Annotated in this window: 23 protein-coding genes and 1 pseudogene; 19 read left to right on the forward strand and 5 right to left on the reverse strand. The window is 49.1% G+C overall.

Features of this window, described 5'->3' with window-relative positions:
• The first annotated feature begins 71 nt into the window (after nucleotides 1-71).
• From ABH897_RS08805 to ABH897_RS08830, 6 genes are read left to right on the forward strand one after another with little or no spacing between them, the layout of a single operon-like run.
• Nucleotides 72-1,217 carry a cobalt-precorrin-5B (C(1))-methyltransferase gene (locus ABH897_RS08805; RefSeq protein ID WP_404591641.1) on the forward strand — a complete coding sequence of 382 codons (1,146 nt, stop codon included), beginning with the start codon at nucleotides 72-74 and terminating at the stop codon, nucleotides 1,215-1,217.
• Nucleotides 1,210-2,466, forward strand: coding sequence for a precorrin-6y C5,15-methyltransferase (decarboxylating) subunit CbiE (cbiE, locus tag ABH897_RS08810; RefSeq protein WP_404591643.1), 1,257 nt, complete (start codon nucleotides 1,210-1,212; stop codon nucleotides 2,464-2,466). Before ABH897_RS08805 ends, cbiE begins: the two co-directional genes overlap by 8 nt.
• Before the next feature lie 32 nt (nucleotides 2,467-2,498).
• Nucleotides 2,499-3,215, forward strand: coding sequence for a precorrin-2 C(20)-methyltransferase (gene cobI, locus ABH897_RS08815; RefSeq protein ID WP_283653664.1), 717 nt, complete (start codon nucleotides 2,499-2,501; stop codon nucleotides 3,213-3,215).
• Nucleotides 3,212-4,006, forward strand: coding sequence for a precorrin-4 C(11)-methyltransferase (gene cobM, locus ABH897_RS08820; protein ID WP_134912100.1), 795 nt, complete (start codon nucleotides 3,212-3,214; stop codon nucleotides 4,004-4,006). Before cobI ends, cobM begins: the two co-directional genes overlap by 4 nt.
• On the forward strand, nucleotides 3,999-5,087 hold the full coding sequence (locus tag ABH897_RS08825; RefSeq protein ID WP_404591645.1) for a cobalt-precorrin 5A hydrolase: 1,089 nt from the start codon (nucleotides 3,999-4,001) through the stop codon (nucleotides 5,085-5,087). Before cobM ends, ABH897_RS08825 begins: the two co-directional genes overlap by 8 nt.
• A complete protein-coding gene (locus ABH897_RS08830) occupies nucleotides 5,080-6,534 on the forward strand; it encodes a cobyrinic acid a,c-diamide synthase CobB (RefSeq protein ID WP_404591647.1) in 1,455 nt (484 codons plus the stop codon). The genes ABH897_RS08825 and ABH897_RS08830 overlap by 8 nt, the downstream gene beginning before the upstream one ends.
• 174 nt (nucleotides 6,535-6,708) lie before the next feature.
• Here the strand turns inward: ABH897_RS08830 and ABH897_RS08835 are convergent, their stop codons facing one another.
• The gene (locus tag ABH897_RS08835) at nucleotides 6,709-7,158 is read right to left on the reverse strand and encodes an AbrB/MazE/SpoVT family DNA-binding domain-containing protein (RefSeq protein ID WP_283653660.1); all 450 of its coding nucleotides are present in this window, start codon (nucleotides 7,156-7,158) and stop codon (nucleotides 6,709-6,711) included.
• 431 nt (nucleotides 7,159-7,589) lie between these two features.
• Between ABH897_RS08835 and ABH897_RS08840 the strand changes: the two genes are divergently transcribed.
• The 10 genes from ABH897_RS08840 (at nucleotide 7,590) to ABH897_RS08885 (ending at nucleotide 17,051) form a co-directional block, all read left to right on the forward strand.
• Nucleotides 7,590-8,228: a ThuA domain-containing protein gene (locus ABH897_RS08840; protein WP_283653659.1), complete on the forward strand. Its 639-nt coding sequence runs from the start codon at nucleotides 7,590-7,592 to the stop codon at nucleotides 8,226-8,228.
• A 102-nt stretch (nucleotides 8,229-8,330) separates the two neighbouring features.
• The gene (locus ABH897_RS08845) at nucleotides 8,331-8,690 is read left to right on the forward strand and encodes a phasin family protein (protein ID WP_283653658.1); all 360 of its coding nucleotides are present in this window, start codon (nucleotides 8,331-8,333) and stop codon (nucleotides 8,688-8,690) included.
• A gap of 1 nt (nucleotide 8,691) precedes the next feature.
• On the forward strand, nucleotides 8,692-10,362 hold the full coding sequence (locus tag ABH897_RS08850) for an ABC1 kinase family protein (RefSeq protein WP_404519496.1): 1,671 nt from the start codon (nucleotides 8,692-8,694) through the stop codon (nucleotides 10,360-10,362).
• Nucleotides 10,363-10,385: 23 nt separating this feature from the next.
• Entirely contained in the window at nucleotides 10,386-10,958 is a 573-nt protein-coding gene (locus ABH897_RS08855) for a hypothetical protein (protein WP_404519392.1), read from the forward strand.
• 270 nt (nucleotides 10,959-11,228) lie between these two features.
• A complete protein-coding gene (locus ABH897_RS08860; RefSeq protein ID WP_404591649.1) occupies nucleotides 11,229-12,677 on the forward strand; it encodes a SulP family inorganic anion transporter in 1,449 nt (482 codons plus the stop codon).
• 220 nt (nucleotides 12,678-12,897) lie between these two features.
• Nucleotides 12,898-13,563 carry an amino acid ABC transporter permease gene (locus ABH897_RS08865; RefSeq protein WP_283653655.1) on the forward strand — a complete coding sequence of 222 codons (666 nt, stop codon included), beginning with the start codon at nucleotides 12,898-12,900 and terminating at the stop codon, nucleotides 13,561-13,563.
• Nucleotides 13,544-14,221 (forward strand): amino acid ABC transporter permease, encoded by a 678-nt coding sequence (locus ABH897_RS08870; RefSeq protein ID WP_404591651.1) that lies wholly within the window; start codon nucleotides 13,544-13,546, stop codon nucleotides 14,219-14,221. The genes ABH897_RS08865 and ABH897_RS08870 overlap by 20 nt, the downstream gene beginning before the upstream one ends.
• Before the next feature lie 18 nt (nucleotides 14,222-14,239).
• Nucleotides 14,240-14,995: an amino acid ABC transporter ATP-binding protein gene (locus ABH897_RS08875; RefSeq protein WP_404591653.1), complete on the forward strand. Its 756-nt coding sequence runs from the start codon at nucleotides 14,240-14,242 to the stop codon at nucleotides 14,993-14,995.
• 17 nt (nucleotides 14,996-15,012) lie between these two features.
• Nucleotides 15,013-15,891: a cysteine ABC transporter substrate-binding protein gene (locus tag ABH897_RS08880; protein WP_404580926.1), complete on the forward strand. Its 879-nt coding sequence runs from the start codon at nucleotides 15,013-15,015 to the stop codon at nucleotides 15,889-15,891.
• An 800-nt stretch (nucleotides 15,892-16,691) separates the two neighbouring features.
• Nucleotides 16,692-17,051, forward strand: a complete 360-nt coding sequence (locus ABH897_RS08885) for a winged helix-turn-helix transcriptional regulator (RefSeq protein ID WP_283653653.1) — start codon at nucleotides 16,692-16,694, stop codon at nucleotides 17,049-17,051.
• 97 nt (nucleotides 17,052-17,148) lie between these two features.
• Here the strand turns inward: ABH897_RS08885 and ABH897_RS08890 are convergent, their stop codons facing one another.
• Entirely contained in the window at nucleotides 17,149-18,303 is a 1,155-nt protein-coding gene (locus ABH897_RS08890) for an MFS transporter (RefSeq protein ID WP_283653652.1), read from the reverse strand.
• A gap of 478 nt (nucleotides 18,304-18,781) precedes the next feature.
• On the reverse strand, nucleotides 18,782-19,045 hold the full coding sequence (locus ABH897_RS08895; RefSeq protein WP_283653651.1) for a hypothetical protein: 264 nt from the start codon (nucleotides 19,043-19,045) through the stop codon (nucleotides 18,782-18,784).
• 124 nt (nucleotides 19,046-19,169) lie between these two features.
• On the opposite strand from ABH897_RS08895, the gene ABH897_RS08900 reads away from it, so the two are divergent.
• Entirely contained in the window at nucleotides 19,170-19,685 is a 516-nt protein-coding gene (locus ABH897_RS08900; RefSeq protein ID WP_404580924.1) for a hypothetical protein, read from the forward strand.
• Nucleotides 19,686-19,782: 97 nt separating this feature from the next.
• Here the strand turns inward: ABH897_RS08900 and ABH897_RS08905 are convergent, their stop codons facing one another.
• Nucleotides 19,783-21,015, reverse strand: coding sequence for a peptidase (locus tag ABH897_RS08905; protein ID WP_404519393.1), 1,233 nt, complete (start codon nucleotides 21,013-21,015; stop codon nucleotides 19,783-19,785).
• Nucleotides 21,016-21,409: 394 nt separating this feature from the next.
• On the opposite strand from ABH897_RS08905, the pseudogene ABH897_RS08910 reads away from it, so the two are divergent.
• Together ABH897_RS08910 and ABH897_RS08915 are read left to right on the forward strand one after the other, a co-directional pair.
• A pseudogene (locus tag ABH897_RS08910) lies at nucleotides 21,410-22,953 on the forward strand (phytoene desaturase family protein).
• The gene (locus ABH897_RS08915) at nucleotides 22,925-23,539 is read left to right on the forward strand and encodes a TetR/AcrR family transcriptional regulator (protein ID WP_283653648.1); all 615 of its coding nucleotides are present in this window, start codon (nucleotides 22,925-22,927) and stop codon (nucleotides 23,537-23,539) included. The pseudogene ABH897_RS08910 and the gene ABH897_RS08915 overlap by 29 nt, the downstream one beginning before the upstream one ends.
• An 18-nt stretch (nucleotides 23,540-23,557) precedes the next feature.
• Here ABH897_RS08915 and ABH897_RS08920 read toward each other — a convergent pair whose 3' ends face one another.
• Complete coding sequence (locus ABH897_RS08920) at nucleotides 23,558-24,979, reverse strand: SMI1/KNR4 family protein (protein ID WP_404519394.1); 1,422 nt, start codon at nucleotides 24,977-24,979, stop codon at nucleotides 23,558-23,560.
• Between the last annotated feature and the right edge of the window lie 117 nt (nucleotides 24,980-25,096).

The raw sequence follows: 25,096 nt of genomic DNA on the forward strand, positions 1-25,096 counted from the left end.
CGGTTGCCCGTTTGCTGTATCATGAAATGAATTGGAGCATGATCAGCATGAGAGGTTAAGGAGGAATTGGCATGAAAAAGGAAGCGGCGTCCGCCGACAGACCCAAACGGATGAAAAGTGGTGAAGCCCCCGCGCCGGACAAGCCGATGCGGTCAGGCTTTACAACCGGAGCCTGTGCGGCTGCGGTTGCCAAGGGAGCGGTGCAACTGCTCATCACGGGCATTCCGCCGAAGGAAGCGGTGATATCGCTGCCAGCGGGTTTCGATCATGCGTTTGAGCTGATCGAGCCTGTGCTGAACGCGGACGAGGCTTCCTGCACGACGATCAAGGACGGCGGCGATGACCCGGATGCGACGCATCAGGCGAGAATTATCGCGTCTGTTAGCTGGCGGGAGGAACCGGGCATTGAGCTCGACGGCGGTATCGGCGTGGGGCGGGTGACGAAGCCTGGCCTGCCTGTACCTGTCGGGGAAGCAGCGATCAATCCTGTGCCGCGCCGGATGATTACGGAGGCCGTCACAGGCGTGCTTGAGGAGCACGGATCGGCCAAAGGTGTCCGTGTCGTCATCAGCGTACCGGACGGCGAAGAAATCGCCAAGAAGACGCTGAATGGGCGACTTGGCATTCTTGGCGGTATCTCTATACTGGGTACGCGAGGTGTGGTGGTTCCATTTTCCACGTCTGCTTATAAAGCCAGCGTCGTGCAGGCTATATCGGTTGCGCAAGCGATGAACTGCCAGGAAATTGTCCTGACCACAGGCGGCAGTAGTGAAAAATATGCCATGCAAATGTATGATCAGCTCACGGAAGAAGCCTTTATTCAGATGGGCGATTTTGTCGGCTTTGCGATCAAGCATGGAAAACGGTTAGGCATGAAGAAAATTATTCTCGTCGGCATGCCCGGCAAGCTGTCGAAGGTCGCTCAAGGTGTCATGATGGTTCATTCCAAGAGCGCCCCGGTGGATTTTGGCTTTTTGGCCGAGGTCGCGCGTGAAGCGGGTGTGGACGAATCGCTTGCAGCGGCGGTGGCTGAGGCGAATACAGCTACACAGGTGGCAGATATGATGACCGAGGCGAATGCGCTGAGCTTTTTTGAAAAGCTGTGCACCTATGGCTGTCATCATTGTCTGGAGCATGCAGGTGGTGGAATCGTTGTAGAAATGGTACTGGTAACGATGAAAGGGAATGTGCTGGGGAGGGCGAGAGTCGGTGAGTAGAGTGATCCGTGTCATTGGTATCGGTGAAAATGGAGGGGCAGGTCTGTCGCAGGAGACGCTGGAGCGAATCGAGCGTGCGGACGTGCTGGTTGGCGGAGAGCGCCAACTGGCCTTTTTTCCGACAGCCGCAGGGGAAAAACGAACATTAAAGAGCGGCTTTTCCGCCGTGGTGGAAGAATTGGGACGTTTGCGTGAGGACAAGGATATTGTCGTGCTTGCGTCAGGCGATCCGCTTTTTTTTGGCATCGCAGGGTATTTATCCGCCAAGCTGGGGGCTGAGCATCTGGATATTTTGCCTCATCTCAGCTCGGTTCAGTTGGCGTTCGCGCGTTTGGGCGAGAGCTGGCAGGATGCGGTGCTGGAAAGCGTACACGGTCGTCCGATGACCGGACTGGCGCAGCGGATCGACGGACAGAACAAGGTCGCGCTGCTGACGGACGACCGGAATCATCCCGTCGCAGTCGCTGCCTATCTGCTGCATTACGGGATGACAGAATACGATGCCTTTGTCGGCGAGCATTTGGGCGGACCGGATGAGACGTATCGGCATTATACGCTGGAAGAGATGGCGCGGGGAGAGTTCCAACCACTGAACGTGGTTATTTTGCGCCGCCGTAAAGGTGCGGACGTACCTGCGATTCGTCGGGGGTTTGGCTTTGAGGACGCGGAATTTCACCAGCGCAAGCCGGAAAAAGGGCTGATTACGAAGCGCGAAGTGCGTGTATTCAGCCTGTCCGAGCTGCGTCTGACAGAGCGAAGCATCGTATGGGACATTGGCGCAGGCTCTGGTTCTGTAGCTGTGGAGTGTGCGCGGCTGGCGAAGTACGGGCAAGTGTTTGCCATTGAGAAGAATGAAGGCGATCTCACCAATGTGGAAGCGAACAAGATCAAATTCCGCACCGATTTTCCGGTCATTCACGCCAAAGCGCCTGCCGGACTGGACGAGCTGCCAGACCCGGATGCGGTGTTTATCGGCGGGAGCGGGGGAGAGCTGGCAGAGCTGATTCGTCTGTGTGCTTCCCGTCTGCGTACGGATGGACGAATCGTAGTGAATGCTGCAACGATTGAGACGCTGCATGATGGCATGAAGGCGATGCAAGAAGCGGGGCTGGAAGCCTCGGTGACGTTACTGCAAACAGCGCGTAGCAAGCCGATTTTGAATATGACGCGTTTTGACGGACTAAATCCGATATATGTTATTACAGGGCGGCCGTCGGTAGAAGCGGCTGACGAGGTAGCAGGGGAGTAATTTGCTAGATCAAAGAGGGGGAGAGAGACAGCATGAATACGGCGGCAACAGGAACACTTTACGGCGTAGGCGTGGGGCCGGGTGATCCCGAGCTGATTACGGTCAAGGCGTACCGTATGCTTCAGGAATGCGCAGTTGTGGCTTATCCGAAAAAACGTCGGGGAGGCAAATCGTATGCCCATGAAATCGTGGAGCTGTACGTAAACCCGGAGGAAAAAGAGATGCTGGGGCTTATTTTCCCGATGACCAAGGACCCGGTTGTGTTGGAACGGGAGTGGAACAAAACGGTGGTGGCCTGCTGGGAGGCTCTAAGTCAAGGCAAGGATGTAGCCTTTGTCACCGAGGGGGACCCGAATTTGTACAGTACCTTTATTCACTTGGCGCGTCTCATGAAGGAGCTTCATCCTGAGGTGCCGATTGTATCTATTCCGGGTATTTCCTCTGTGCTGGGAGCAGCGGCGGCGCTGGAGTTGCCTTTGGCAGACGGAGATCAGCAGGTCGGTATTATTCCGGCTACCCATGATAAGGAAGCGATGAAGCGGGCGATTGAAAATCACGATACGGTCGTGTTTATCAAGGTTGCCAAGGTGCTGGATCTGATTTTGGATGTGCTGGATGAACTGAATCTGGGGGATCGGGCGTCTGTCATTACCAAGGTCACTTCTCCTTATGAAATGGTATGGCGTAACGCGCGCGAGCTGCGCGGACAGGAGCTTGAATATCTGAGTCTGATGGTGGTGAGCAAATGAGTTTGGAGCCGAAAGTATATATCGTAGGAGCGGGTCCCGGAGACCCGGAACTGATTACCGTCAAGGGCTCCCGGATTTTGCGTACAGCCGACGTTGTGCTGTACACGGATTCACTTGTGAACGACGAGCTGATCGCCACGGCCAAGCCAGAGGCGCAGGTGCTGCAAAGCTCAGGCATGGATCTGGAGCGGCAGGTCGAAATTATGAGCGAAGCTGTGCAGGCAGGACGCAGTGTAGCTCGTGTACATACGGGGGACCCGGCAGTGTACGGCGCCATTTTGGAGCAAATGGTGCTGCTGAAGCAGCGCGGAGTCGCTTACGAAATCGTGCCGGGTGTCAGCTCGGTCTTCGCTTCTGCTGCCGTACTTGGCGCAGAGCTGACTGTGCCTGACCTGACGCAGACCGTCATCCTGACACGTGCGGAGGGCCGCACACCTGTACCGGATCGGGAAAAGCTGCGCGACCTGGCATCCCACCACTGTACAGTGGCTCTATTCCTCAGTGCAACGTTGGCGAAGAAGGTTGTTGTCGAGTTTCTGGCGGCTGGCTGGAGCGAGGACACGCCTGTAGCGGTTGTGCAGCGAGCAACCTGGCCGGACCAAAAGATCGTGCGCACGACGCTCGCTCAATTGCCAGCCGATCTACGGGCAGCGGGAATTACGATGCATGCGATGATTTTGGCAGGCTGGGCGCTGGACCCTGGTCTGGTAGACAAGGACGCACATCGTTCCAAGCTATATGATAAGTCGTTCACCCATGGCTACCGGAAGGGAGTGAAGCCCGGTGAGTAATCCATTTGCCGCTGTGGCGATCACGAAGCACGGAGTGGAGATGGTTCGTCATTTAGGAGCCAGCTTTCCGGGCACGGACGTGTATTACATGTCCAAGTTTGAACGGGGCGACGAGCAGGAGCACGGTATTCAATTGTTCGAAGGCTCGGTCAAGCTGATTTTGCCGGATTTATTTAAGCAATATAACGGTATTATTTTATTTATTTCCCTCGGTGCGGTCGTCCGTATGATTGCGCCGATTTTAGTGGATAAAAAGGTAGACCCGGCGGTGGTCGTCATTGATGATCGCGGGGAGCATGTCATTAGCGTACTGTCCGGGCATTTGGGCGGTGCCAATGAACTGACCCGTCATGTGGCTTCGGTACTCGGCGCACGCCCGGTAATTACGACTGCATCGGATGTGCAGGGCACGATTCCGGTGGACATGTTCGGTCGGGAATTGGGTTGGGTGGTCGACAGCTTCGACAAGGCAACTCCGGTAAGCGCGGCTGTTGTGAATGAGGAGCCTGTGGCGCTCGTGCAAGAGACAGGCGAACGGAACTGGTGGCGTTATGACAAGCCTGTGCCTGCCCATATCAAGGTATATGCTTCGATGGCAGAAGCTTCACAAGAGCCGTTCAATGCCGCATTGGTCGTTAGCGACCGTCTGCTGGAGCCGGAGGAAGAGGAACGGTTTCTGGCTAATGGTGTGCTGTATCGTCCGAAAAGTCTGGTGCTCGGCATCGGCTGTAATCGGGGGACTGCTGTGGAGGAGCTGGAGGCTGGCGTGCTGGACAGCTTGAATGAGCTTCGCTTGTCAGTGAAAAGCGTGCGCAATATTGCGACCATTGATCTGAAAAAGGATGAAGAGGGTTTGCTTGCCCTTTGCGCCAAATACGGCTGGGAGCTGGTGACGTACATCCCGTCAGAGCTAAACACCGTACAGCTTCCCAATCCATCGGAAACGGTCTTTAAGTACACAGGAGCGTACGGTGTCAGCGAGCCTTCAGCGCTGTTATCCTCTGGTGCAGATCATTGGCTGCTGGAGAAGAAAAAAAGCGGCAATATGACGATATCCGTAGCACGGGTATCTTATGACTGATCGCAATAAGCAGGATGTGCGAACAGCTCAGTCCTCTGTTGCACACAGAAGTCGTATTGTCGTGGCTGGAACGGGCAGTGGCGCGGGCAAAACGACCGTCACCCTCGGGCTGATGAAGGCTTTTTCCGATAGCGGCCTGCGGGTGCAGGGTTTTAAGTGCGGGCCGGATTATATTGATCCGACCTATCACACCGCCGCGACCGGAACGCCTTCGCGTAATCTCGATTCATGGATGACCTCGCCGGATACGGTGCGTGAAACCTTTATCCGTGCCTCCGAAGGTGCGGATATTTCCGTGATTGAAGGCGTCATGGGGCTTTATGACGGCAAGGACCCGCTCAGCAACACCGGGTCGACTGCCGAAATCGCCATGCTGACGGATAGCCCTGTGCTGCTGGTCGTTGACGTACGTAGTATGGCACGAAGCGCGGCCGCTATTGTACTAGGTTTCCAGCGTCTGGAGCCGAAGCTGCGCATTACGGGTGTGATCGTGAACCGCTGCGGAAGCCAAGGGCATTACGGCATCGTCAAAAAGGCGATCGAGCAGGAGTGCGGCATCCCCGTGCTCGGCTGGCTCCAACGTGACGACGGTCTGGATATTCCCGAGCGTCATCTGGGCTTGGTCCCGGCTGTTGAGCGCGGCGAACTGGAGCCGCTCTTTCAACGGGCAGCAGAGCTGATCCGCGCAGGCACGGATTTGGCCGCGCTGCGGGTACTGGCGGACTCGGCTCCGCCGTTGTCTCTGCCAGTGCAGCCGTTATTTGCCCCGGATCGGCTTTCGTCGGAGACGCAAGCCGACGCCGGGGAACGTCCGGTCATTGCCGTTGCCAGAGATGCGGCGTTCAATTTTTACTACCCGGAAAATTTGGATTTGCTGCGTCAGTCGGGAGCTGAACTTTCCTTTTTCAGTCCGCTGGCTGGAGAACGCGTACCTGAGCAGGCAAGCGGCCTATATCTGGGCGGTGGTTTCCCCGAGGAGTTCGCCGCTGCCATTGCTGCGAATACGGGCTTTCTGGAAGATATCCGCAACGCGGTGAGTGGGGATATGCCTGTATTCGCCGAATGCGGTGGTTACATGGTACTGGCACGTACGCTTACAGATCGTTCCGGTGCTGTGCATAGCATGGCGGGGGTCATCCCGTCCGATGTGCGAATGCAGGACAAGCGGGCCGCGCTCGGCTACCGGGAAGCAACTGCATTACAGGATTGTCTGTTGCTGGAGGCTGGAGAGACAATCCGGGGACATGAGTTTCATTATTCCGTGATGGTCTATGATGAATCAGCCTCCCCGTACCCTTATGCCTATCAAACCAAGGGGATGCGCGGGCTCCAGAGCGAAGGCTATGTGAAGGGGAACCTGTTGGCAGCCTATACACATATCCATCTCGCTTCTTTTCCCAAGGCGGCAGTACGCTGGGTGGAAAAATGCAGGGCATTCGGTCAGTAATCCACCATCTGGCAACCATCGCAACTATAGTTCCTAACAGGATAAAAGAACAACTTCATGTGTACGCCAAAAAAGCCGGGTTCCTTGCTGACAAGGGTCCGGCTTTTCTAAACTTAGGTAAGATTCAACCTTACATAACATGGAAGCGTATTCATTACTTTTTTGGTGATTTACTCACATGAGCTTCTTCAACTGGGAAATCCTTCCCTGACTCACGCCTAGCATAGAAGCGAGTTGTTTTTGTGAGGATGCTGGATGCTCTTCCATAAGCTCTCTCATTTTTTCCAGAATAACATCTGTACGCTGATAAATCTTTTTCATATGCATATTTTGCTTGATTGGAGTCAAATTGGTTTCTGCCACCGTGACCGGAAGCAAATCTTCCGTTTTCATTGCTGCTGTACATTCGTCGCAAATAAACTGGTCTTTAAAATAAGTGTTCGTATCAACCGCACCGCAAAATATGCAATTGGTTGATTTGTACTTACGGAGCATGAGTGTCTGGTCTTCAATAAAAAACTCTAATGGATCGCCGATGTCAATCTCCATCGTCATGCGCAACTCTTTAGGAAGCACAATTCGTCCCAAGCTGTCCAAAGGCCGGGTCATTCCAGTCCTCTTCATTCATGCAACCTCCCCGGTTTTTAAGATTCATAGAATGTATAAGTTTTAAGAAGAGCTTAACAATTCTATAACCGCAAGCATAAACTTCTTACTAAAAAGCGATCCAGCCTTTTTTAGAAAACACATGAACACGCTTTTTTTCTTACGAGTATACCATAAACCGATGAATTCGCCAGTGTTCACGCATATAAATTTTTGAATATGTTTATTCCGATCGAATATATATGCTATAATCTTCTGCTAAAGGATTTAATAGCCCGCCTGTAGAATTATTTATATATGCCATAGCTCGGGCGATGATGGCGGTGTTATGCGCAACGGGTGAGGGCTAGTTTAAATTTTTGAGCCCAGAGACGACACAAATAAGAACAAATGACACGGGACATCGCCTTTAAAGTCCTTATATACAGATTAGGCAAGGAGGATTCATCATGGAAAGAAGAAAAGCATTGTTGTTAGGAGATTATACGTATCCGGAGTTTCACCCGCTACAAGGGGTGGACGGAGAGATTAGCCATATTTTACAGGATTGGATGACAGTACAATGCAGCGAGAATCGTAAAATGCTGCTCAAGGAAAACCTGGCCTCATTTGATTTATGCATCTCATACTGCGATAGCCGCAAGGAGGTTCTGTCTCCCCAGCAAACAGCAGGGTTGCTGTCCTACGTCAGTGGCGGGGGTGGACTGCTCGTGCTGCACAACGGAATTACGTTGCAAGGCCGATATGAAATTGCACAGCTCATTGGGGCGCGTTTTTTGCGGCATCCTGTTGCGGGCCAGTTGTCCTTCAAGGTGACGGAGCCGGACCACCCGATTATGGAAGGGATTGAACCGTTTGAGATCGAGGAGGAGCCGTATCGGTTTGATTTTGATCCGTTTACTGAAAAAACACTGTTGATGGAATACGAATACGAGGGCCAATGGTGCCCAGCAGCATGGTCGTTGTCCTATGGCTTGGGTCGGGTTGTATATTTGATGCCTGGACACAATCAGCCAAGCTTCCAGCATGAAGGGTATCGAAAGTTGATTCTTCAGGCTGCCAAGTGGGCCGGACGCTTGCGGGGCTAGTATAACTGATGTCTTCTAACTAGGGAAGGGGAGCTGCGGACTTTATGCGGTTCCCCTTTTCGGGTTATACTATAGGAAATCACAGGTAGGGGAGGATATATCATGAGCGATTTGTTCAAAAAAGCCATCTCATTGGGATGGGGCCTCACCATTGTCAGCAAAGAAAAGGTGGAAAAAGCCGTCGAGGATCTTGTAAACCGGGGAGAACTTGCACCATCGGAATCCAAAGCGCTGGTCGATCGTCTGATCGAACGGGGCACAGAGGAACAGGGACAATTCAAAACGGCAATCCGCGAGCAGGTTAGCCGCATTTTGCAGGAGCTGGACGTACCTACCGAAAATGATGTCGCAAGTTTGGAGCAACGTGTGGCATCCCTGGAAAAACAGGTAGCGGAGCTGGAAAAAGAAAAGGCAGCGCTTACGGGTTCGAGCGATGCTGAAGAAGGGAACCGACTGGATTAAAATGGCGGTTCGTATAAAGCACGCCGGTCGTTACCGGGAAATTGCCATGGCGCTGGCGCGTCATGGCTTTGGCTATATGGTGGAGGAAATAGGCCTGTTCCAGCTATTATCGCTGCCCCGTAAGTGGCTGATGAGAGAAACGCCAGAGTCCAAAACGCTGGGCGAACGGATTCGGCTGGTGCTGGAGGATCTGGGGCCTGCGTTTATTAAGCTTGGGCAGTTGGCAAGTACGCGCGCAGACCTGTTGCCGGAGCCGATTATCCGTGAGCTGGTCAAGCTTCAGGATCAGGTGCCGCCTTTTTCTGCTGAAACAGCACGCGGCATTTTGGAACAGGAGCTGGACACGTCATTGGAGGATATTATGACCCGTTTTGACGATGTTCCGCTGGCTGCTGCTTCCATTGGTCAGGTGCATCTGGGTAAGCTGCACAGCGGAGAACTGGTCGCCATTAAAATCCAACGGCCTGGCGTGAACCGCATCATTCGTCGGGATCTGGATATTTTGCGGGAACTGACTGCAATAGCGGTCAAACGCTGGGAATGGGTGGGACGCTATCAGCTTAGCCAGATGGTGGAGGAACTGGGCAGATCGCTTATTCAGGAACTGGATTACAACCATGAAGCCCGCAATACGGAGAAAATCTCGCTCCAGTTCGAGCAGGACCCGCATATCCATATTCCGAAAATATATTGGGACCATACCTCTTCACGTGTGTTAACCATGGAGTTTTTGGATGGTACCCATCTGGGCAATCGAGAAGAGCTATTACGTCGTGGATATGATTTGAAGGATCTGGCACAGCGGCTGGTAAACAGTATGCTGCATCAAATCTTTATTGAAGGTTTTTTTCACGCCGATCCTCATCCGGGAAATTTGCTTGTCCTGAAAAATGGCAGTCTCGCTTATTTGGACTTCGGCATGACCGGGCGGCTGAGTGAAGAGATGAAGAATCATCTTGCCTCGCTTATTATCGCGCTGATGCGCAAAAATACCGATGCCATGGTTCGGGCTATCGAACGGCTGGGGCTGGTTGAGCCAGATACGGATATGAACGCGCTGCGTGCCGATCTGGATAAGATGCGCGAAGATTACTCGGATGTTCCGTTCTCGCAGGTCAGCATCGGGAATGCCCTGAACGACCTGTTCGGCGCAGCACAGCGGCACCGGATCGGCCTGCCTTCAGACGTCTTGCTGCTCGGCAAATCGCTGCTGACGCTGGAAGGGGTCATTGAGCATCTCGACCCTGATCTTAGCATTCTTGCTCTGGCGGAGCCTTTTGGCAACAAGCTGTTAAAGGAGCGCTTTAGCGGCCGTCGTATCCGGGGCAAGCTGCTGGGCGGTGCGACCGAGCTGGTCGAGACGCTGATGGAGCTTCCAGGGCAGGCAAGGCACCTGGCTTCGATTATCAGCAAAGGCAAGCTCAAGCTGGAGGTCACCGTGCCGGAGCTGGAAATGCTCTTGCGCAGGCTGGATCAAATCAGCAATCGCCTGTCGTTCAGCATCGTACTGCTGGCGTTCAGCATTATTATGGTCGGCCTAATTATCGGTTCATCGCTGAATCATCAGGCGACTGTGCTGTGGAATGTGCCTGCGATTGAGATTGGCTTTGTCGTCGCTCTCTTAATGGTTGCTTTTTTGCTGTATTCTATTTTTAAATCAGGAAGATTTTAGATACCCATCGGAAAGGATGAGCCATGGATAATCATGAGATCAACACCATCCCCATTCATAGTTTCCAAATCACCGATGTGCCGTGGCACCGTCTGACGACTCCATATGGCAGGGGTAGCGAGCTGCCGCAATTGATATCGGACGGAAAATATGATGACATTGCTAATCTGATTGAGCATCAGGGCACATTGTGGCAGGTTACGCCATGGGCGTTGCTCTTTTTATTAAGAAATATGCATGCGAGAAAAGCGGATGATATCACGCTAGAAGAATTAGAGTGTTATCACGCAGTTATCGGGGCATTGGACATGCAAAATGCACAAGCCGATTCACAGAAGTCTGTCGAATCCCTGACCATGCTGTTGGATGAAAAATATCTGTGGCCAGAAGACACCGATCCTGAAGAAGATGAATTGGAATGGGAAGAGGAAGAAGCGCGAGGCTATGATCCGGTGGCCTTTTGGAGCTATTACGATTATAGTTATCGGTTATTGAAGCGGGCATTACCTGACTTTGAGAGCATGCTCCAGCATAGCTCCGACCCGGATATCTCTGACGCCCTATTGGAGCTTGTACGGGAATTGCGAAAATTTTAATTATAAGAAAACGAATTAAACGAAGGAAACACGCGATATTCCAAGGAAACGCCTGTTTTCTTTTTCCAAATAGCCTCTTACCTGACTCGTTTCTGCGAACCCCTTACGTTATAATGATGGACTGAATATAACGGGCGGGTTCGTGTGAGAGAAACGAGCCGAATCATAGGAGAGCCTATGCGATTGGCCGCTGGACGGAGGCCCGGAACGACACCGGGCGCGGGTCAACACGCTGTTCTCCGTTAATATAGGAGGCTGGAAAGAAACCGTATGAATTTTAGACAACAATGGTTCGGTAATATCCGGGCTGATATACTTGCAGGTATGACCGTGGCGCTGGCACTAATCCCGGAGGCGATTGCCTTCTCGATCATTGCCGGCGTCAATCCGATGGTCGGACTGTACGCCTCCATTTCGATGGCAATTGTTATTTCTTTTGCAGGCGGGCGCCCGGCGATGATCTCGGCAGCAACCGGGGCTGTAGCGGTGCTGGTCGTGGGTTTGGTGAAGGATCATGGCGTGGAATATCTGTTTGCGGCTACTATTTTGGCAGGTATTATTCAGGTGCTGCTGGGTGTTTTGAAAATAGGGCGTTTTATAAGCTTTATTTCGCAGCCAGTCATGACCGGGTTTGTGAATGCGCTGGCGATTCTCGTCTTTATGGCGCAGCTCACCCACTTTCACGGAGCCAATTGGATCATGTACGCGATGGTGGCGGGTACGCTGCTCATTGTGTATATTTTGCCGAGGTTTGTGAAAAGCATTCCCGCTCCATTGACGGCAATCGTTATCATGACGATCATCACGTATATGTTCGGGTTAAATGTTAAAACCGTAGGCGATATCGGTACGCTGACTAGCTCACTGCCTTCATTCCATATGCCGCAAATTGAGTGGTCGTTGCATACATTGTGGATATTGCTGCCGTATTCCTTTACGATGGCGCTGGTGGGACTGCTGGAATCATTGCTGACAGCCAGTATTTTGGATGAAATGACCGAAACGAAAAGCAATAAAAACCGGGAAGCCCGTGGGCAAGGGATTGCCAACTTTGTAAATGGTTTTTTCGGCGGTATGGGTGGCTGTGCTATGATCGGGCAATCCGTTATTAATGTTAGCTCGGGAGGTAGAGGGCGTTTGTCCACCTTCACGGCAGGGGTGTTTCTGGCCTTTCTGCTGCTGGTGCTCGGCGGGGTTGTGAAGGAAGTACCGATGGGCGCACTGGTGGGAGTTATGTTTATGGTGTGTATCGGAACAGTGGACTGGAATTCGCTCCGAAACATAGCCAGGGTTCCCAAAGCGGACACGCTTATCATGGTTACGACGGTCGTCATTGTGGTGGCTACGCATGATTTGTCTAAGGGAGTTATCGTGGGTGTGTTGCTGAGTGCCCTGCATTTTGGCTGGAAAATGGCTAAAATCCGCATCAGCGCGACAGAGGACAACGATGAAAAGGTGTACCATGTTAGCGGTCCGATGTTTTTCGCTTCGACGACTCATTTTGTCGACCATTTTGAACCTTCGGATGATCCGAAACGCGTGGTGGTGGATTTCAGCCAATCGCATATTTGGGATCATTCTGCGGTAACCGCCATTGGGAAGGTGCTGCAAAAGTACACGAAATCCGGTAAATTGATTACCCTGCGGGGACTGAACGAGGAAAGCCGTTTGATTGTGGAAAAGCTCGGCGGTTCTGTAGTTACGGAGCCGCTGGTGTGATAAATCGTATAGAATAGATCAAAGCCTGGAATGGAATTTAGCCATTTCAGGCTTTTTTGCATGCATTTCTGAAATGAAATAAAGGTTTTCTTCCTAAATCATAGATAAATATGACAAATTTTCGTCGGAGTATTGACGTAATAATTGGGCTGGAATACAATCATTGTTATTAAACTCACAAAATACATAGGATTAATCGAAAATTGAAAGGTATGTACATATGAATTTAGACTGGGAGTTTATCGTAGAGAGCTTGCCGCTGTATGGTGAGGCGATGTGGCTTACACTGAAGATTGCTTTTTGGGCCATACTTTTTTCGCTGATCGTCGGTTTGCTGTGCAGTATCGTGTTGTATTACAAGGTGAAGGGTATCAGCGGCATTATTGTAGCGTATATTGAGCTTTCCCGAAATACACCGCTGCTGGTACAGTTGTATTTTCTGTACTATGGTTTTACAAAAATTGGGTTGCATATGAGCGAAATGACGTGCGCCATCATTGGTATGACCTTTTTGGGCGGAGGGTATATGGCAGAGGCGTTCCGTGGTGGGATTGAAGCAGTGAGTAAAACTCAGACGGAATCCGGGCTTAGCTTGGGACTGTCCAAGGTGCAACTGGCGCGGTATGTTATTTTGCCACAGGCCTTTGCTATCAGTGTTCCATCCTTGGGTGCGAATGCGATTTTTCTGCTCAAAGAAACCTCCATTGTTGGCGCCATTGCTTTGCTAGATATTATGAATGTGGCAAAAGACCTGATCGGCATGTACTACAAAACGGCGGAATCGCTGATTCTGCTGGTGCTGGCTTATCTCGTCCTGCTTTTGCCTTTGTCGATGCTGCTGACATGGGTGGAAAGGAAGGTGCGATATGCAGAATTCGGGGATTAATGTGCTTTTTGAAGGTTCCAATTTTGAACGTCTGTTAGGTGGATTACTCGTTACGATGGAAATTGCATTTATTTCGATTGTGATCGGCACAGTGCTGGGCATCGTGATGGGGCTATTGCGCACTTTAAAGTCGGGACCGATTCGATTTGTATTACGGCTTTATCTGGAGACGTTTCGCATTATTCCGATTTTGGTTTGGCTGTATGTGGTGTACTTCGGCTTCACGCCTTTGCTGAATGTGAACATTAGCGGGGAGCTAACGGCAATTATCGTGTTTAGCTTATGGGGTGCGGCGGAGATCGGTGACATCGTTCGTGGTGCGCTCGAATCGTTACCCAGGCATCAGGTGGAATCCGGGCAAGCACTGGGTCTGACGTATGGACAGTTATACCGTCATGTGCTCATTCCTCAGGCGGTGCGCCGAATGCTGCCGGGTTCTATTAATCTGGCGACACGGATGATCAAAACGACGTCATTGGTGGTGCTGATCGGCGTGGTAGAGGTGGTAAAGGTCGGACAACAGATTATTGAGCTTGGCGTGATTAAAGCGCCAGCGGCATCCTTTTGGGTGTACGGCTTTATTTTTATACTCTATTTTCTCGTATGTTATCCGTTATCCAGACTTTCCAAAAGATTCGAACGCAGATGGCAAAATTAGCAGGATGGGGTGGGCGTAATGGCAGAGGCTGTGGAGGTTTTGCTGGAGATTCGAGGACTGGACAAAAGCTTCGGTGATCGAAAGGTACTCCAACAGATTGATCTGGAGGTAACGAAGGGGGAGGTCGTGGTTGTTCTTGGCCCTTCGGGCTGTGGAAAAAGCACACTTCTGCGATGCCTCAATGGTCTGGAGCCAGTCCAAGGCGGAGAAATCCGATATAGAGGGCAGGATCTTACGGATAAAAAAGTGAATTGGCGGGAGATACGGCAGCATATCGGGATGGTATTCCAGAACTATGAGCTGTTTCCCCATATGACCGTTTTGGAAAATATATTGCTAGGCCCGCTTAAAGTGCAGCGAAGAAACAAGCAGGAAGCGCTCAAGCAAGCGGAGCAATTATTGGAACGGGTCGGTCTATTGGATCGCAAGGATGCGTATCCGAGAGAGTTATCAGGCGGACAAAAGCAGCGGATTGCGATTGTACGCGCACTGTGTATGAACCCTGAAATTATGCTCTTTGACGAAGTCACGGCATCCTTGGACCCGGAAATGGTCAGAGAGGTGCTGGATGTGATGCGAGAACTGGCGCGACAGGGAATGACGATGATTATCGTGACGCATGAGATGGGATTCGCCAAGTCGGTGGGGGATCGTATCGTTTTTATGGATCAAGGACAAATATGCGAAATGACCACGCCACAGCAATTTTTCACCCAACCGGAAACAGAGCGTGCCCAGCACTTTCTGGATATATTTCAGTATGAAACTACATAAACAGGGGGATGAATACGATGAAAAAAGGGTTGAAGTTAACGGCATTATTGCTGGCTGTAAGCCTGCTGCTTATCGGAATGACGGGCTGCGCGGGAGCAGGAGGCAATGTCAATGGCAATTCTGGCTCGGCAAAATTTGCTTCGATTGAGGACATTAAAAAGAACGGCAAAATCCGAATTGGTGTTTTCGCGGATAAGCCTCCGTTTGGCTACGTGGATTCAGAAGGGAAGAATCAGGGCTTTGACGTATATATTGCGAAACGATTTGCCAAGGATCTATTGGGCGATGAGTCCAAGGTAGAGTTCGTGCTGGTGGATGCCGCCAGCCGGGTCGCTTATTTGCAATCCAACAAGGTAGACATCATCATGGCTAACTTTACCGTAACGGACGAGCGCAAAGAAAAGGTCGATTTTACTAATCCATACATGAAATTATCCTTCGGCATTGTATCACCCGACAGCGCTCCGATCACTACGATTGATCAATTGAAGAACTCGGATCAGAAGCTGATTGTCGCAAAAGGAACGACGGCTGAGACTTATTTTACGAAAAATTATCCGGACATCAAGCTGCTCAAATTCGATCAGTACACGGAAATTTTCTCAGCTCTCAAAGACAAGCGCGGCGCTGCCATCGCTAACGATAATACAGAGCTGATCGCTTGGGCGAAAGCCAATCCCGGCTTCACCGTAACCATTCCGGCCTTTGGCGGCCAGGATACGATTGCACCCGCAGTAGCGAAGGGAAATAAGGAGCTGTTAGACTGGATCAACAATGAGCTGGCTACATTAGGCAAGGAAAACTTTGTGCATCAAGCCTACAAGGACACACTGACCTCTGTTTACGGAGAAGGCTTTACAGACCAATTGGTCGTAGAGGGCGGCAAAGTGGAATAATCGTTGTTTCATACATGAAGGCATTAAGGAAGCGTTGGGGGGAATGAACCCGGCGCTTTTTATTATTAAGAAAAAATGGGCCTTTTAGCAATTTCAGCAGTACAGTAGAATTAGAGAGTTGTATTTATTGAATCGAGTCATTTTATTTATAAAATAAGTAATAAGGAGTTACGCGAAAGTAAAGTCAGTACCACTATCTGAAAGACATTGCTAAGCCCATTATCGACGCCGATCGCAAGTTAAAAATGGAACTCAAAAAGAGCATGCGCGGGATTCGCGACATCGAACGAAAAATAGAGCAAGTTGAATCCAAAGCGCTTGTAACAGAGAAAACGGAACAGTCTATTACGCAAAAAATTTAATCGCAATAGCGCAGGCTACCTCAACGACTTAGAGCAAAAATGGAATTCACTTATGAGCTAGTTAATTATGCTGTCATAGTTAAAAAACTATTTAGTTAAGGGAAGGTCGGCTTATTTGGAAATGGAAAGGACAGTTAAACCAAGTTCAGACATTGTCATAGAGGGTTATTTAGATACATTCTCCATTGTGAATCGAATATCTGAAGAAGTAATAAAAAGGTTATCTTTACTCAACTAACCGTTTCCTGTTTTGGCCAACACTCGCCCTCCGCGTTCGCGCTGCCATCGTTCCGGTCCCATTCCGTTTCTAAAATTTATTCAAATTTAGGATATATCAAATTTTATAGCGATTTACATCCTTTCAATAAGATTGCATAATGATGTATTATAAAGTATGCATATTTATATCATATACTTACCAAAAGGAGAGTGTAACTTGTGCGCGAAACCTATATTCCAACTGGCGTGAAACTAAAAGAAACTGGCTTTGGATACACGTTGTCCTTAATAGGCGGTAAATATAAAATGATCATTATGTATTGGCTGTCTGAAAATAAGGTAATGCGGTTTAATGAGCTGAATCGATGTATCGGTACCATTTCCTTTAAAACGCAAAGCATCATGTTAAAAGAGCTGGAGGCAGATGGGCTTATCATACGCAAGGAATTTCCCCAAATACCTCCAAAAGTTGAATATTCATTATCTGAAAGTGGTCTTTCTCTCATTCCATTGTTAAATATGATGTGCGAGTGGGGAGAGAAAAACAGTTCGCCAGCTCTGGAGGCTGTACAGCGGTAGGCATAGTTGTCTTGTTTATATTACAAAGAAGTATCTCCTGAACAGGGAAATACTTCTTTTTTATAGCAGTCTTAATAAAGCTAACTATTACAGATTGTCAAGCTTTGGAGTGGGTTACTCGTAAATATACCATAACGGTTATTGCAGCGATGGCAACAACCGCAGCTCCAATCCAGCTAATCGAAGCTAAGGAAACTTGTTCCACGAAAACGCCTCCAATTCCTGCACCAGCACCCATAGCAAGCTGTAAAACTGAACTATTCATACTCACCATAATGCCTGAGGCCGCCGGAGCAAGCGTCATTAAGTGATATTGCTGAGTTGGACTTGTTGACCAAGCAGAGAGAGCCCAAAATATGAGCACAAGGAAAACGATAGCAGGCGATTGGGCTGATAATGACAGTAGAACTAAGGCTACTATATGCAGTACCATACTGACAAATAAAGTACGAGGGAATCCCCATTTATCCGTACTATAGCCGCCAAGCTTTGAGCCGAATAAGCTGGCAATCCCGAAAGCGAATAAAGCAATGATAACTGTTTTACTGTTCATCCCTGTAATCGACAGCAGGAAGGGAGAAATGTAGGTGTAGACCGTAGAATAACCAGAAATCCATAAGAAAGTGATCATTAGGGCTGCAATTATTTTCGGTTGCTTAATTAAAGCAAGCTGTTTGCGCAAGGGAACCGACTCATCGCCATTTGAGCGTGGGATGACTAAGAGTATAACGATCATCGCAAGAATACTAAGTGCACCGATTCCTTCGAAGATCAATCTCCAATCATAAGCGGAAGCAATAACTCTGCCTAGCGGAACACCGATAATCAACGAGGTGCTAAAGCCCATAAGGATTGTTGCAATTGCACTTCCCTGTTTATCAGGTGGAGTCATCTTGGTAGCGACAGTAAAGGAGGTTACAACGAATACTCCCATGCTTAGTGCAAGAATAACGCGTGAGACTAAAAGAAATCCAAAGCCAGGTAAAACTACGGCGATAATATTTCCAATCACAAATACACCAAGTGAATAAACTAAAAGCTTGCGCTGCTCCATTCGTGCTGTAAATGCGATAAGGAAAGGTGTTCCAAAAGCATAGGCGAGTGAAAAAACAGTAATGAGCTGACCAGCAGCAGCGACGGAGACATTAACGTCTCTTGCAACTGTGTCGAGAATCCCTGCTATGATATACTCGGATGTTCCAAGCAAGAAGCTAACAGCGGCTAATAAGTAAACTTTCCAAGCATTAGACATATAATTATCCCTCTTTCTTAAGTTTCTATATTTCCAGGTTATAGAAATTTATTTATTTCCTTCTTTGAGTATAAAGATTGCACTGTAAATATGTAAGTACGCACTTTTAGTACAGGTACTGTCATAAAGGTGAGTGTCACCCTGAGCATATACACTAAATTTTGTTAACACCGTATTATGATTATTAAACTCCCTCGGGGAACTATAGATTCAACATCGAAAGGGCTGCCGCGTGGCAGCCCTTCGCTCAGCTAACGGGCAGCATAGTTTATTAATCTAAGATTGTTGTTGAAGTGATAAAAGTTCTTACCTAAGCACTGACGGTTGCTGTCCCGGCATACCGATTGCTGAATCCATACTTTATGAGTCTCAAAACCAATGAAAAGGGACCCCGGTTCAAAATTGATTTATTCGCGACAAAAAAAGGTGGACACTCATGAGGTGTCCACCTTTCTCATTGGAAATTTTAAAGCACGGATTACTTGGTACTTGGGGTTGATGACTTCAGTTGGTCGATTTGAAGTTGGCCTTTCCAGCTTCCCTCAGTCCCACCGATGCGATTCACATTGATTTGCAATACCATCTCTTGCGGCAGCTTATGACCAACCGTCATGAACGCGATTATCCCCTCTGGCTCGCCTTGATCGGCGATCCCTGTATCCAGTTTATTACCTTTGGAATCCGTAAGGTAGAACGGCAGATTATCAGCGTTAGGAGTACCAAAATTTATGAACGTGCACAAGCCATACAAGCTTCCTTACAAAGATGCTTGAGTAAAAAAAGAGCCTAATTTACTTCAAGGTGTTGTCAGAATATTCAGTAAAATTGAAGAATTAAAACCTAGTTATACAGCCGTTTCGCGGCTAGTGAAACCCTTGGAACATATCGCTAGCATTCTCACTCCTGAGGAAGATAAAAGTAGTGAGACGGCTGGGTGGGAACTGTCCCTGCTACTGGAATGGGTGAAACAAACCTACACGCATCAGAGTGACGAGCTAATGGTTAACAATTTACTTAACTTTTCCAGAGGGTTTTGGAAAGGCTTGTTCACTTGTTATGACCATTACTACATTCCAAGAACGAGCAATGACTTAGAGCAATTCTTTCGACGGACGAAGGCTAGTCACCGTCGTATTACGGGACTTCGTAATTGGAACAGTTACATCATACGCAATGGTGAAATGATCGTATTAGTGAATGATGCACTGCGCCAAGAACATGTCATTTCACGACTGCGCTCAGTTTGCTTTACTCGCTATAAATCTCGAAAAGCACTGTGGGATCAGCGTTTAACCAGCGTTATATTACGCAAAAAATTTAATCGCAATAGCGCAGGCTACCTCAACGACTTAGAGCAAAAATGGAATTCACTTATAAGTTAGTTAATTATGCTGTCGTAGTTTTTTTAGATAGCAAAACAGCGCCAGACGGATATCGAACCTATCTGGCGCTTTATTTTTAGAGATATGAAAAACAATTTTATTTCTTTTGTGCAAACAGCCACTCAATCATATCCTGATTTTGCAAAGCGGGAACCCATGAGAAGTGTCCTACAGGTTTGATAATGCCTGCCTCATATTCAGTAAAATGAATGAGATTTCCGTTTTGCGCTTGAATAGCAGCTACCATTTCTTGCGAGTTTTTAGGGCTTACCGAGGTGTCGTCTACGGCATGGAAGGCCCAAATAGGTACGTTTTTCAATACTTCCACGTGTTTAGGATCAACAGGTGCATACATGTTAACGGCTTTTTCATAGTTGGTCAAACCGGCAATCGGCACACCTGCGGCGAACAAATCAAGATTTTTCTCCAACAATCTCCACGTTCCCATAGCTCCTTGAGAAAGACCAACGATATAGATTCGGTTAGTGTCGATCGGATATTTTAACGCCGTTTCACGTACCAGATCGGCTACAGCGCTGTTGCGCGGCTCATCCGCCCAAATGAATTTATGTTCCAGGTCAATCGGGCTTTGTGGAGCGATTACGAAGGAAGGGTGGTTGGCTTGCTGCTCAGGAGAAGCCCAAGTAACGGCACCAGCATTCGCCAGCAGGTTCACTCCGTTTCCGTCACCACGCTCGCCGTTTCCGTGCAGGAACACAACCAGCGGGTAGGTTTTGCCAGACTCTACTTTAGGCTCAAACGTAAAGTAGTTCAGTTTGAAGCCGTCTTTATTTTCAAAGGTGTTTTTTTGGAAATCGTCCACGATAGGTGTAACTTTATCGGTTGCTTTTACAGTCTGTGCAGTGGCTGGAATGACTGCTTTCTTTTGAGATGCAATGTCTTTCTTTTGACTAATGTAATAATTCAACGTATTGATGCGGTTGACGCCACTCGTTGCATCGTAAGTAAGGGTACTTGCATTTTTATCCTGTGTATCCAGTTCGATCACGACATATTTGCCATGAGTACTGCGGTTGGTGATGATTCCAGAATCGTTGGTATACACACCAGTCACGGTTCTGTCTGTGTATACATCATTGAGTACAGATTGAACCTGAAAGCTGGAAGTGGACAAGGATGCCCCGTCAATATTGGTGCTGTATTTCAGTACAACAGCAGAAACGACTTCACCCAAAGGCTGTACCTGAGTAAGCAGGGTAGCCTGTGGTGCTGGTACATCGGATGCCGCGGCAGAGCTGGAGGACGGGAAAACGATCGTGAGCAGGAACACGAAAGATAGTAAAACAAGGGCGAAACGTCTTCTTTGCATGAAATTGATCTCCTTTGGTGTCATTTTTTTAAAGCGCTTACACATGCTTGGGATGGTTGACTGTATAATGCTGCATCGATATAAAATCAAAAAAAGGCAAACTCCGGGTACACAAATGTACTCGGGTTTTGCCTTTTCAGTAACAATCCCACTTGCAGGATAGCATCTTCATTGGAATTTGACAAGTGAAAGCGCTACAATTTTGGATGTTTTTTGTATTATCTCAACTTTTGCGGCTGTAATGTAATAAGAGCTAAATCTCTTATGTTTTGATGGTTAGCCCCGACAGATAACCCCAAAAACCGGGGCTTCCCAAACGTAATGTTGTGGGTTATAATCCCTTTAACTTAACGGTGTTAATTTAAATAACAATGTTAATAAAGGAGATGAAATCATGAACAAGTATGATGTTATCGTCATCGGCGCAGGTCTTGGCGGTTTGTCCTGTGCAGCAAGGCTCTCCGCGCTCGGTTACCGAACGGCTGTTTTTGAAAGTCATACCCTGGCCGGCGGTTTCGCAACTGAATTCAAAAGAAAGGGTTATACTTTTGACGTATCCCTCCATGGCGTCGGCGGACTCGAAGAAGGCAGCTTCGCTCAGTTGCTGAAAGACTGCAAAGTGGATCGACGGATCGTACCTCTCCGCAAAAAGCACCCTTACTCCATTCGTTGGGAAGGGCAGATCATTGATATCCCGTCCGATGTGCAGGAATATGTGCAGCTTCTCAAAAACATGTTCCCTGCTGAGCAGGCAGCCATCGACAGCCTGTTTGCAGGTATTCGCCGTTTTGAGGAAGGCTTCTCCGCCTTCTCTTCCTCTTCCCTCACTTTCTGGCGCAAGGCAGCTGGCCTGCTCAAAGCAGGAACCTTCTTCCGCTGGACGCAAATGACCACTTGGGAGGCTGTAAGTCAGTTCAGGCTGTCTGAGAGATTCACGGAATTTTTCACTGCGCTTTGGGGCTATTATGGATTGCCCCCGAAGCGGCTTGCCGCCTTGTATTTTTTCATTCCCTGGATCGGCTATCATCTGGAGGGAACGTATTATATTCAGGGAGGCGCACAGGCTTTATCCAATGCGCTGGTTGCCGCCATTGAGTCAGCCGGCGGAGAGGTTCACCTGCGCAGTCAGGTGTCGGAGATTGTGCTCAAAGGCGGCAAAGCAGTTGGTGTACGCCTGAAAAAAGGGGACGTATATGAAGCCAATTGGATTGTGTCCGGTATCAGTCCCCATCATACCTATGGCCGTCTGCTGTCGAACCATGATGCTGCCCGCCGTGAGCTGGAAGCCGTCAGCAGGCTGGAGACCGGCACATCTCTCACCCAATTGTATCTTGGGTTATCTTGCAAGCCGTGTGAGCTGGGCATCACCGAAGAAGACTTAATCCTGCGTAACGAGCCGGATTCGGAGACAGATTATGAAGTCATGATGAGCGGTCAGTATACCAAAGGCAACTGGATGCTCACCAATTATAACGCCATGGATCCCATGCTTAATGAGCCTGGAAAAGGCGTCATCGCAGTTACATTTTTGGACAGATTTGAGAACTGGCCTGCCACACGTCCCGAATATAAAGCCAAAAAAGAAGCCGTAATACGGCAGATACTGGAGCGCCTTGAACAGCTGTATCCGGGTTTTGGCAGTAAAGTGGTGGTGGCCGAGTTGGGCACACCGCGTACGATGCAGCGTTATACTGCCAATCCTGATGGGCCGTCTATGGCTACGCGCAAACTGTCCGGCAGTCCGGTATTAAAAGGCTGAAGCGCAAAACAGCGGTGAACCGTCTGTCATTGGTTGGGGCCTGGACACAACCCGGGGGCGGGTTTCAAGGGGCTATGAACTCGGGTATAATGGAAGCTGATCGTATCGCCGCCAAATTGGGGTCGGCAGAAAGGGCAAGTACATCTACTCATGAAACATATCAAACGCCGAGAACGTGAAAGCAGTGAAATCCGCCGGAAAATAATCGAGGCCGCCCGCTCGCTTTTCCTGAACCAAGGGTATGCCGAAGTTTCTATGCGCAAAATTGCGGATCAGATCGAATATTCGCCAACGACCATTTATCATTATTTTGCCAATAAGGAAGCGATTGTCCGAGAACTGCTGATTGAAGGAAATTCCATGTTTTTGCAGTCTCTTCAGCAGCGTGCGGAAGAAGCACAGGCAGCAGGATTGAATGCCCTGGATGTGCTGAAAACAGTGTCCGACGCTTATGTTCGTTTTGGAACGGCTAACCCGGAATATTACAACATTCTGTTTATCAGCAACCTGGAATCTGTAAGCTTAATCAGCCTTATTGACAGTGGACGCTTTAAAGGCTTTGAGCTGCTTGAATCCGGACTAAAAGCCGCTATGGATGATGGCAGCATAACTCAAGGGGATGATCGCCTGATCGCCACATCCGTGTGGAGCATGTTGCACGGCTTGACTTCTCTGCTCCTGAATTTTGATTTCCCTACGGAAAAATCGAATGACGAATTAATTTCATTTACTATAGATACCTTTTTCAAGGGGGTAAGCCGCTGACGCAGCGGCTCCAAAAGGTTAACAAAGCCCCAAATCAGAAAGCTGCTCCAGCACTGCTTCAATACGGCGTTTATCTTTTTTGAGCATAACAAGCTGCAAAGAAGCATGAAGCAGGTCTGAGATGTTAGCCCAAGTGTCTGCTTCCAGAGTGGGAAGAAGATCCCGTTGAATCATGATATTCAATGCTTCGGTTGTGATTTTCTGATGAAGCTCGCTATCAGATAGCCATTCAAGCAGCTGCTCAGCTGTAGGACGGGAGTGGGCGAAAAGCGCTGCCCAGCCCTCTACGGGATGATTCACCTTATCCCGGATCCAGTCAATGACCTGTGGTGAATGAAAATGCTGTAACTGCCCGTTAGCGGTGTACCCTTCTAATTTACCATCCACCGCTGAATGCTGTAGCAGGTAATTGCACACGTATGCCAAGCCTTCATGCCCAGGCAGACAGCGGGCGGTCAGGTAGGCACGGGTGGATACAAATGTACCTACAGCAATAGAGCCGCTATTGGGAACCGAAGAAGAAGTCCACGCTTGCACGTTGCCCGGCTGCCATAAGGAGCGGACCCAGTCGGCAGCCCCGTCGCCAGCGGTTTCTCCTATAAAAACGGCCCATGTAGCGAGTTGTGTAGGGTTATGCTGAATGAGTTGCTCCCAGGCAAGGAAGATATCCTTCGGATCATAGGGCTGAAAAGCCTGTAATATGGCAGGATTGTCTACACCATGCATCGTGGTGTGTCTAATCAAAGCCTCAAGTGAATGGGCATCCTCCAGCTTCACATTGCAGAACGTATCCAGCCAGCGTACCCACATTTGTAGCGGGGGACTTTTTAGCTGAATGCCATGCTCGTCAATCACTGTCGTCCAATTCCATATCCATAGGCCGTGTAGTGTGAGGATGGTGTCTATATAGGCGGGCAGATTGTCCGCAAGCAAGGTGAACCGATCCTGCTCGTGATCATAGCAGAACACCGCTGGCTCGGCAGATGATGTCGCCAAATCGAGCAGTACCGGATCGCCCGCACCGTTGTAGTTGAAAATCAGATACCGATGTTCGTCCGTCGTCGCTGGTGAGTCTGCATTTTCCCCATAAGATGTGAAATAGCTAATATACTCATGATTCCAGCCAAACTCACCCGTGATATCTTCGAGTATGTTCAGTTCGTAATCAGAGATGGAGCTATGTTCACCTGTACGTCCCGATACATCACTTACAATACAGTGTTGGGGGAGCGACCATAACAGGTATAGGCTGCCACATCGTTGTATCAATTCTGACAGGGAGGCGGGTAAAGGTCTCTGTAGTCGTTCCTCCAGCGCAGTTAGCTCACCTGTGGAGATGCCCTCCGTCCACTTGTATTCCACGTCAGGCATTCCGCTTTGTCTCAGACGTTTTGCGATATCCCCCAGCCTATCAAGGGTTTGCTCAAAATATGCCGTCATTTTCATTCGTCCTCCTTTTACTTTAAAGTCCGGCAATGCTGCTTCTGCAAGAATGACAGAATCTCATTACGAAGCTCCGTTGCTTTCTGCTCATTGAGTCCAAAAGTAAATGAGAGA

The organism is Paenibacillus sp. RC73, assembly GCF_044908085.1.
GTDB classification, from domain to species: domain Bacteria; phylum Bacillota; class Bacilli; order Paenibacillales; family Paenibacillaceae; genus Paenibacillus; species Paenibacillus terrae_A.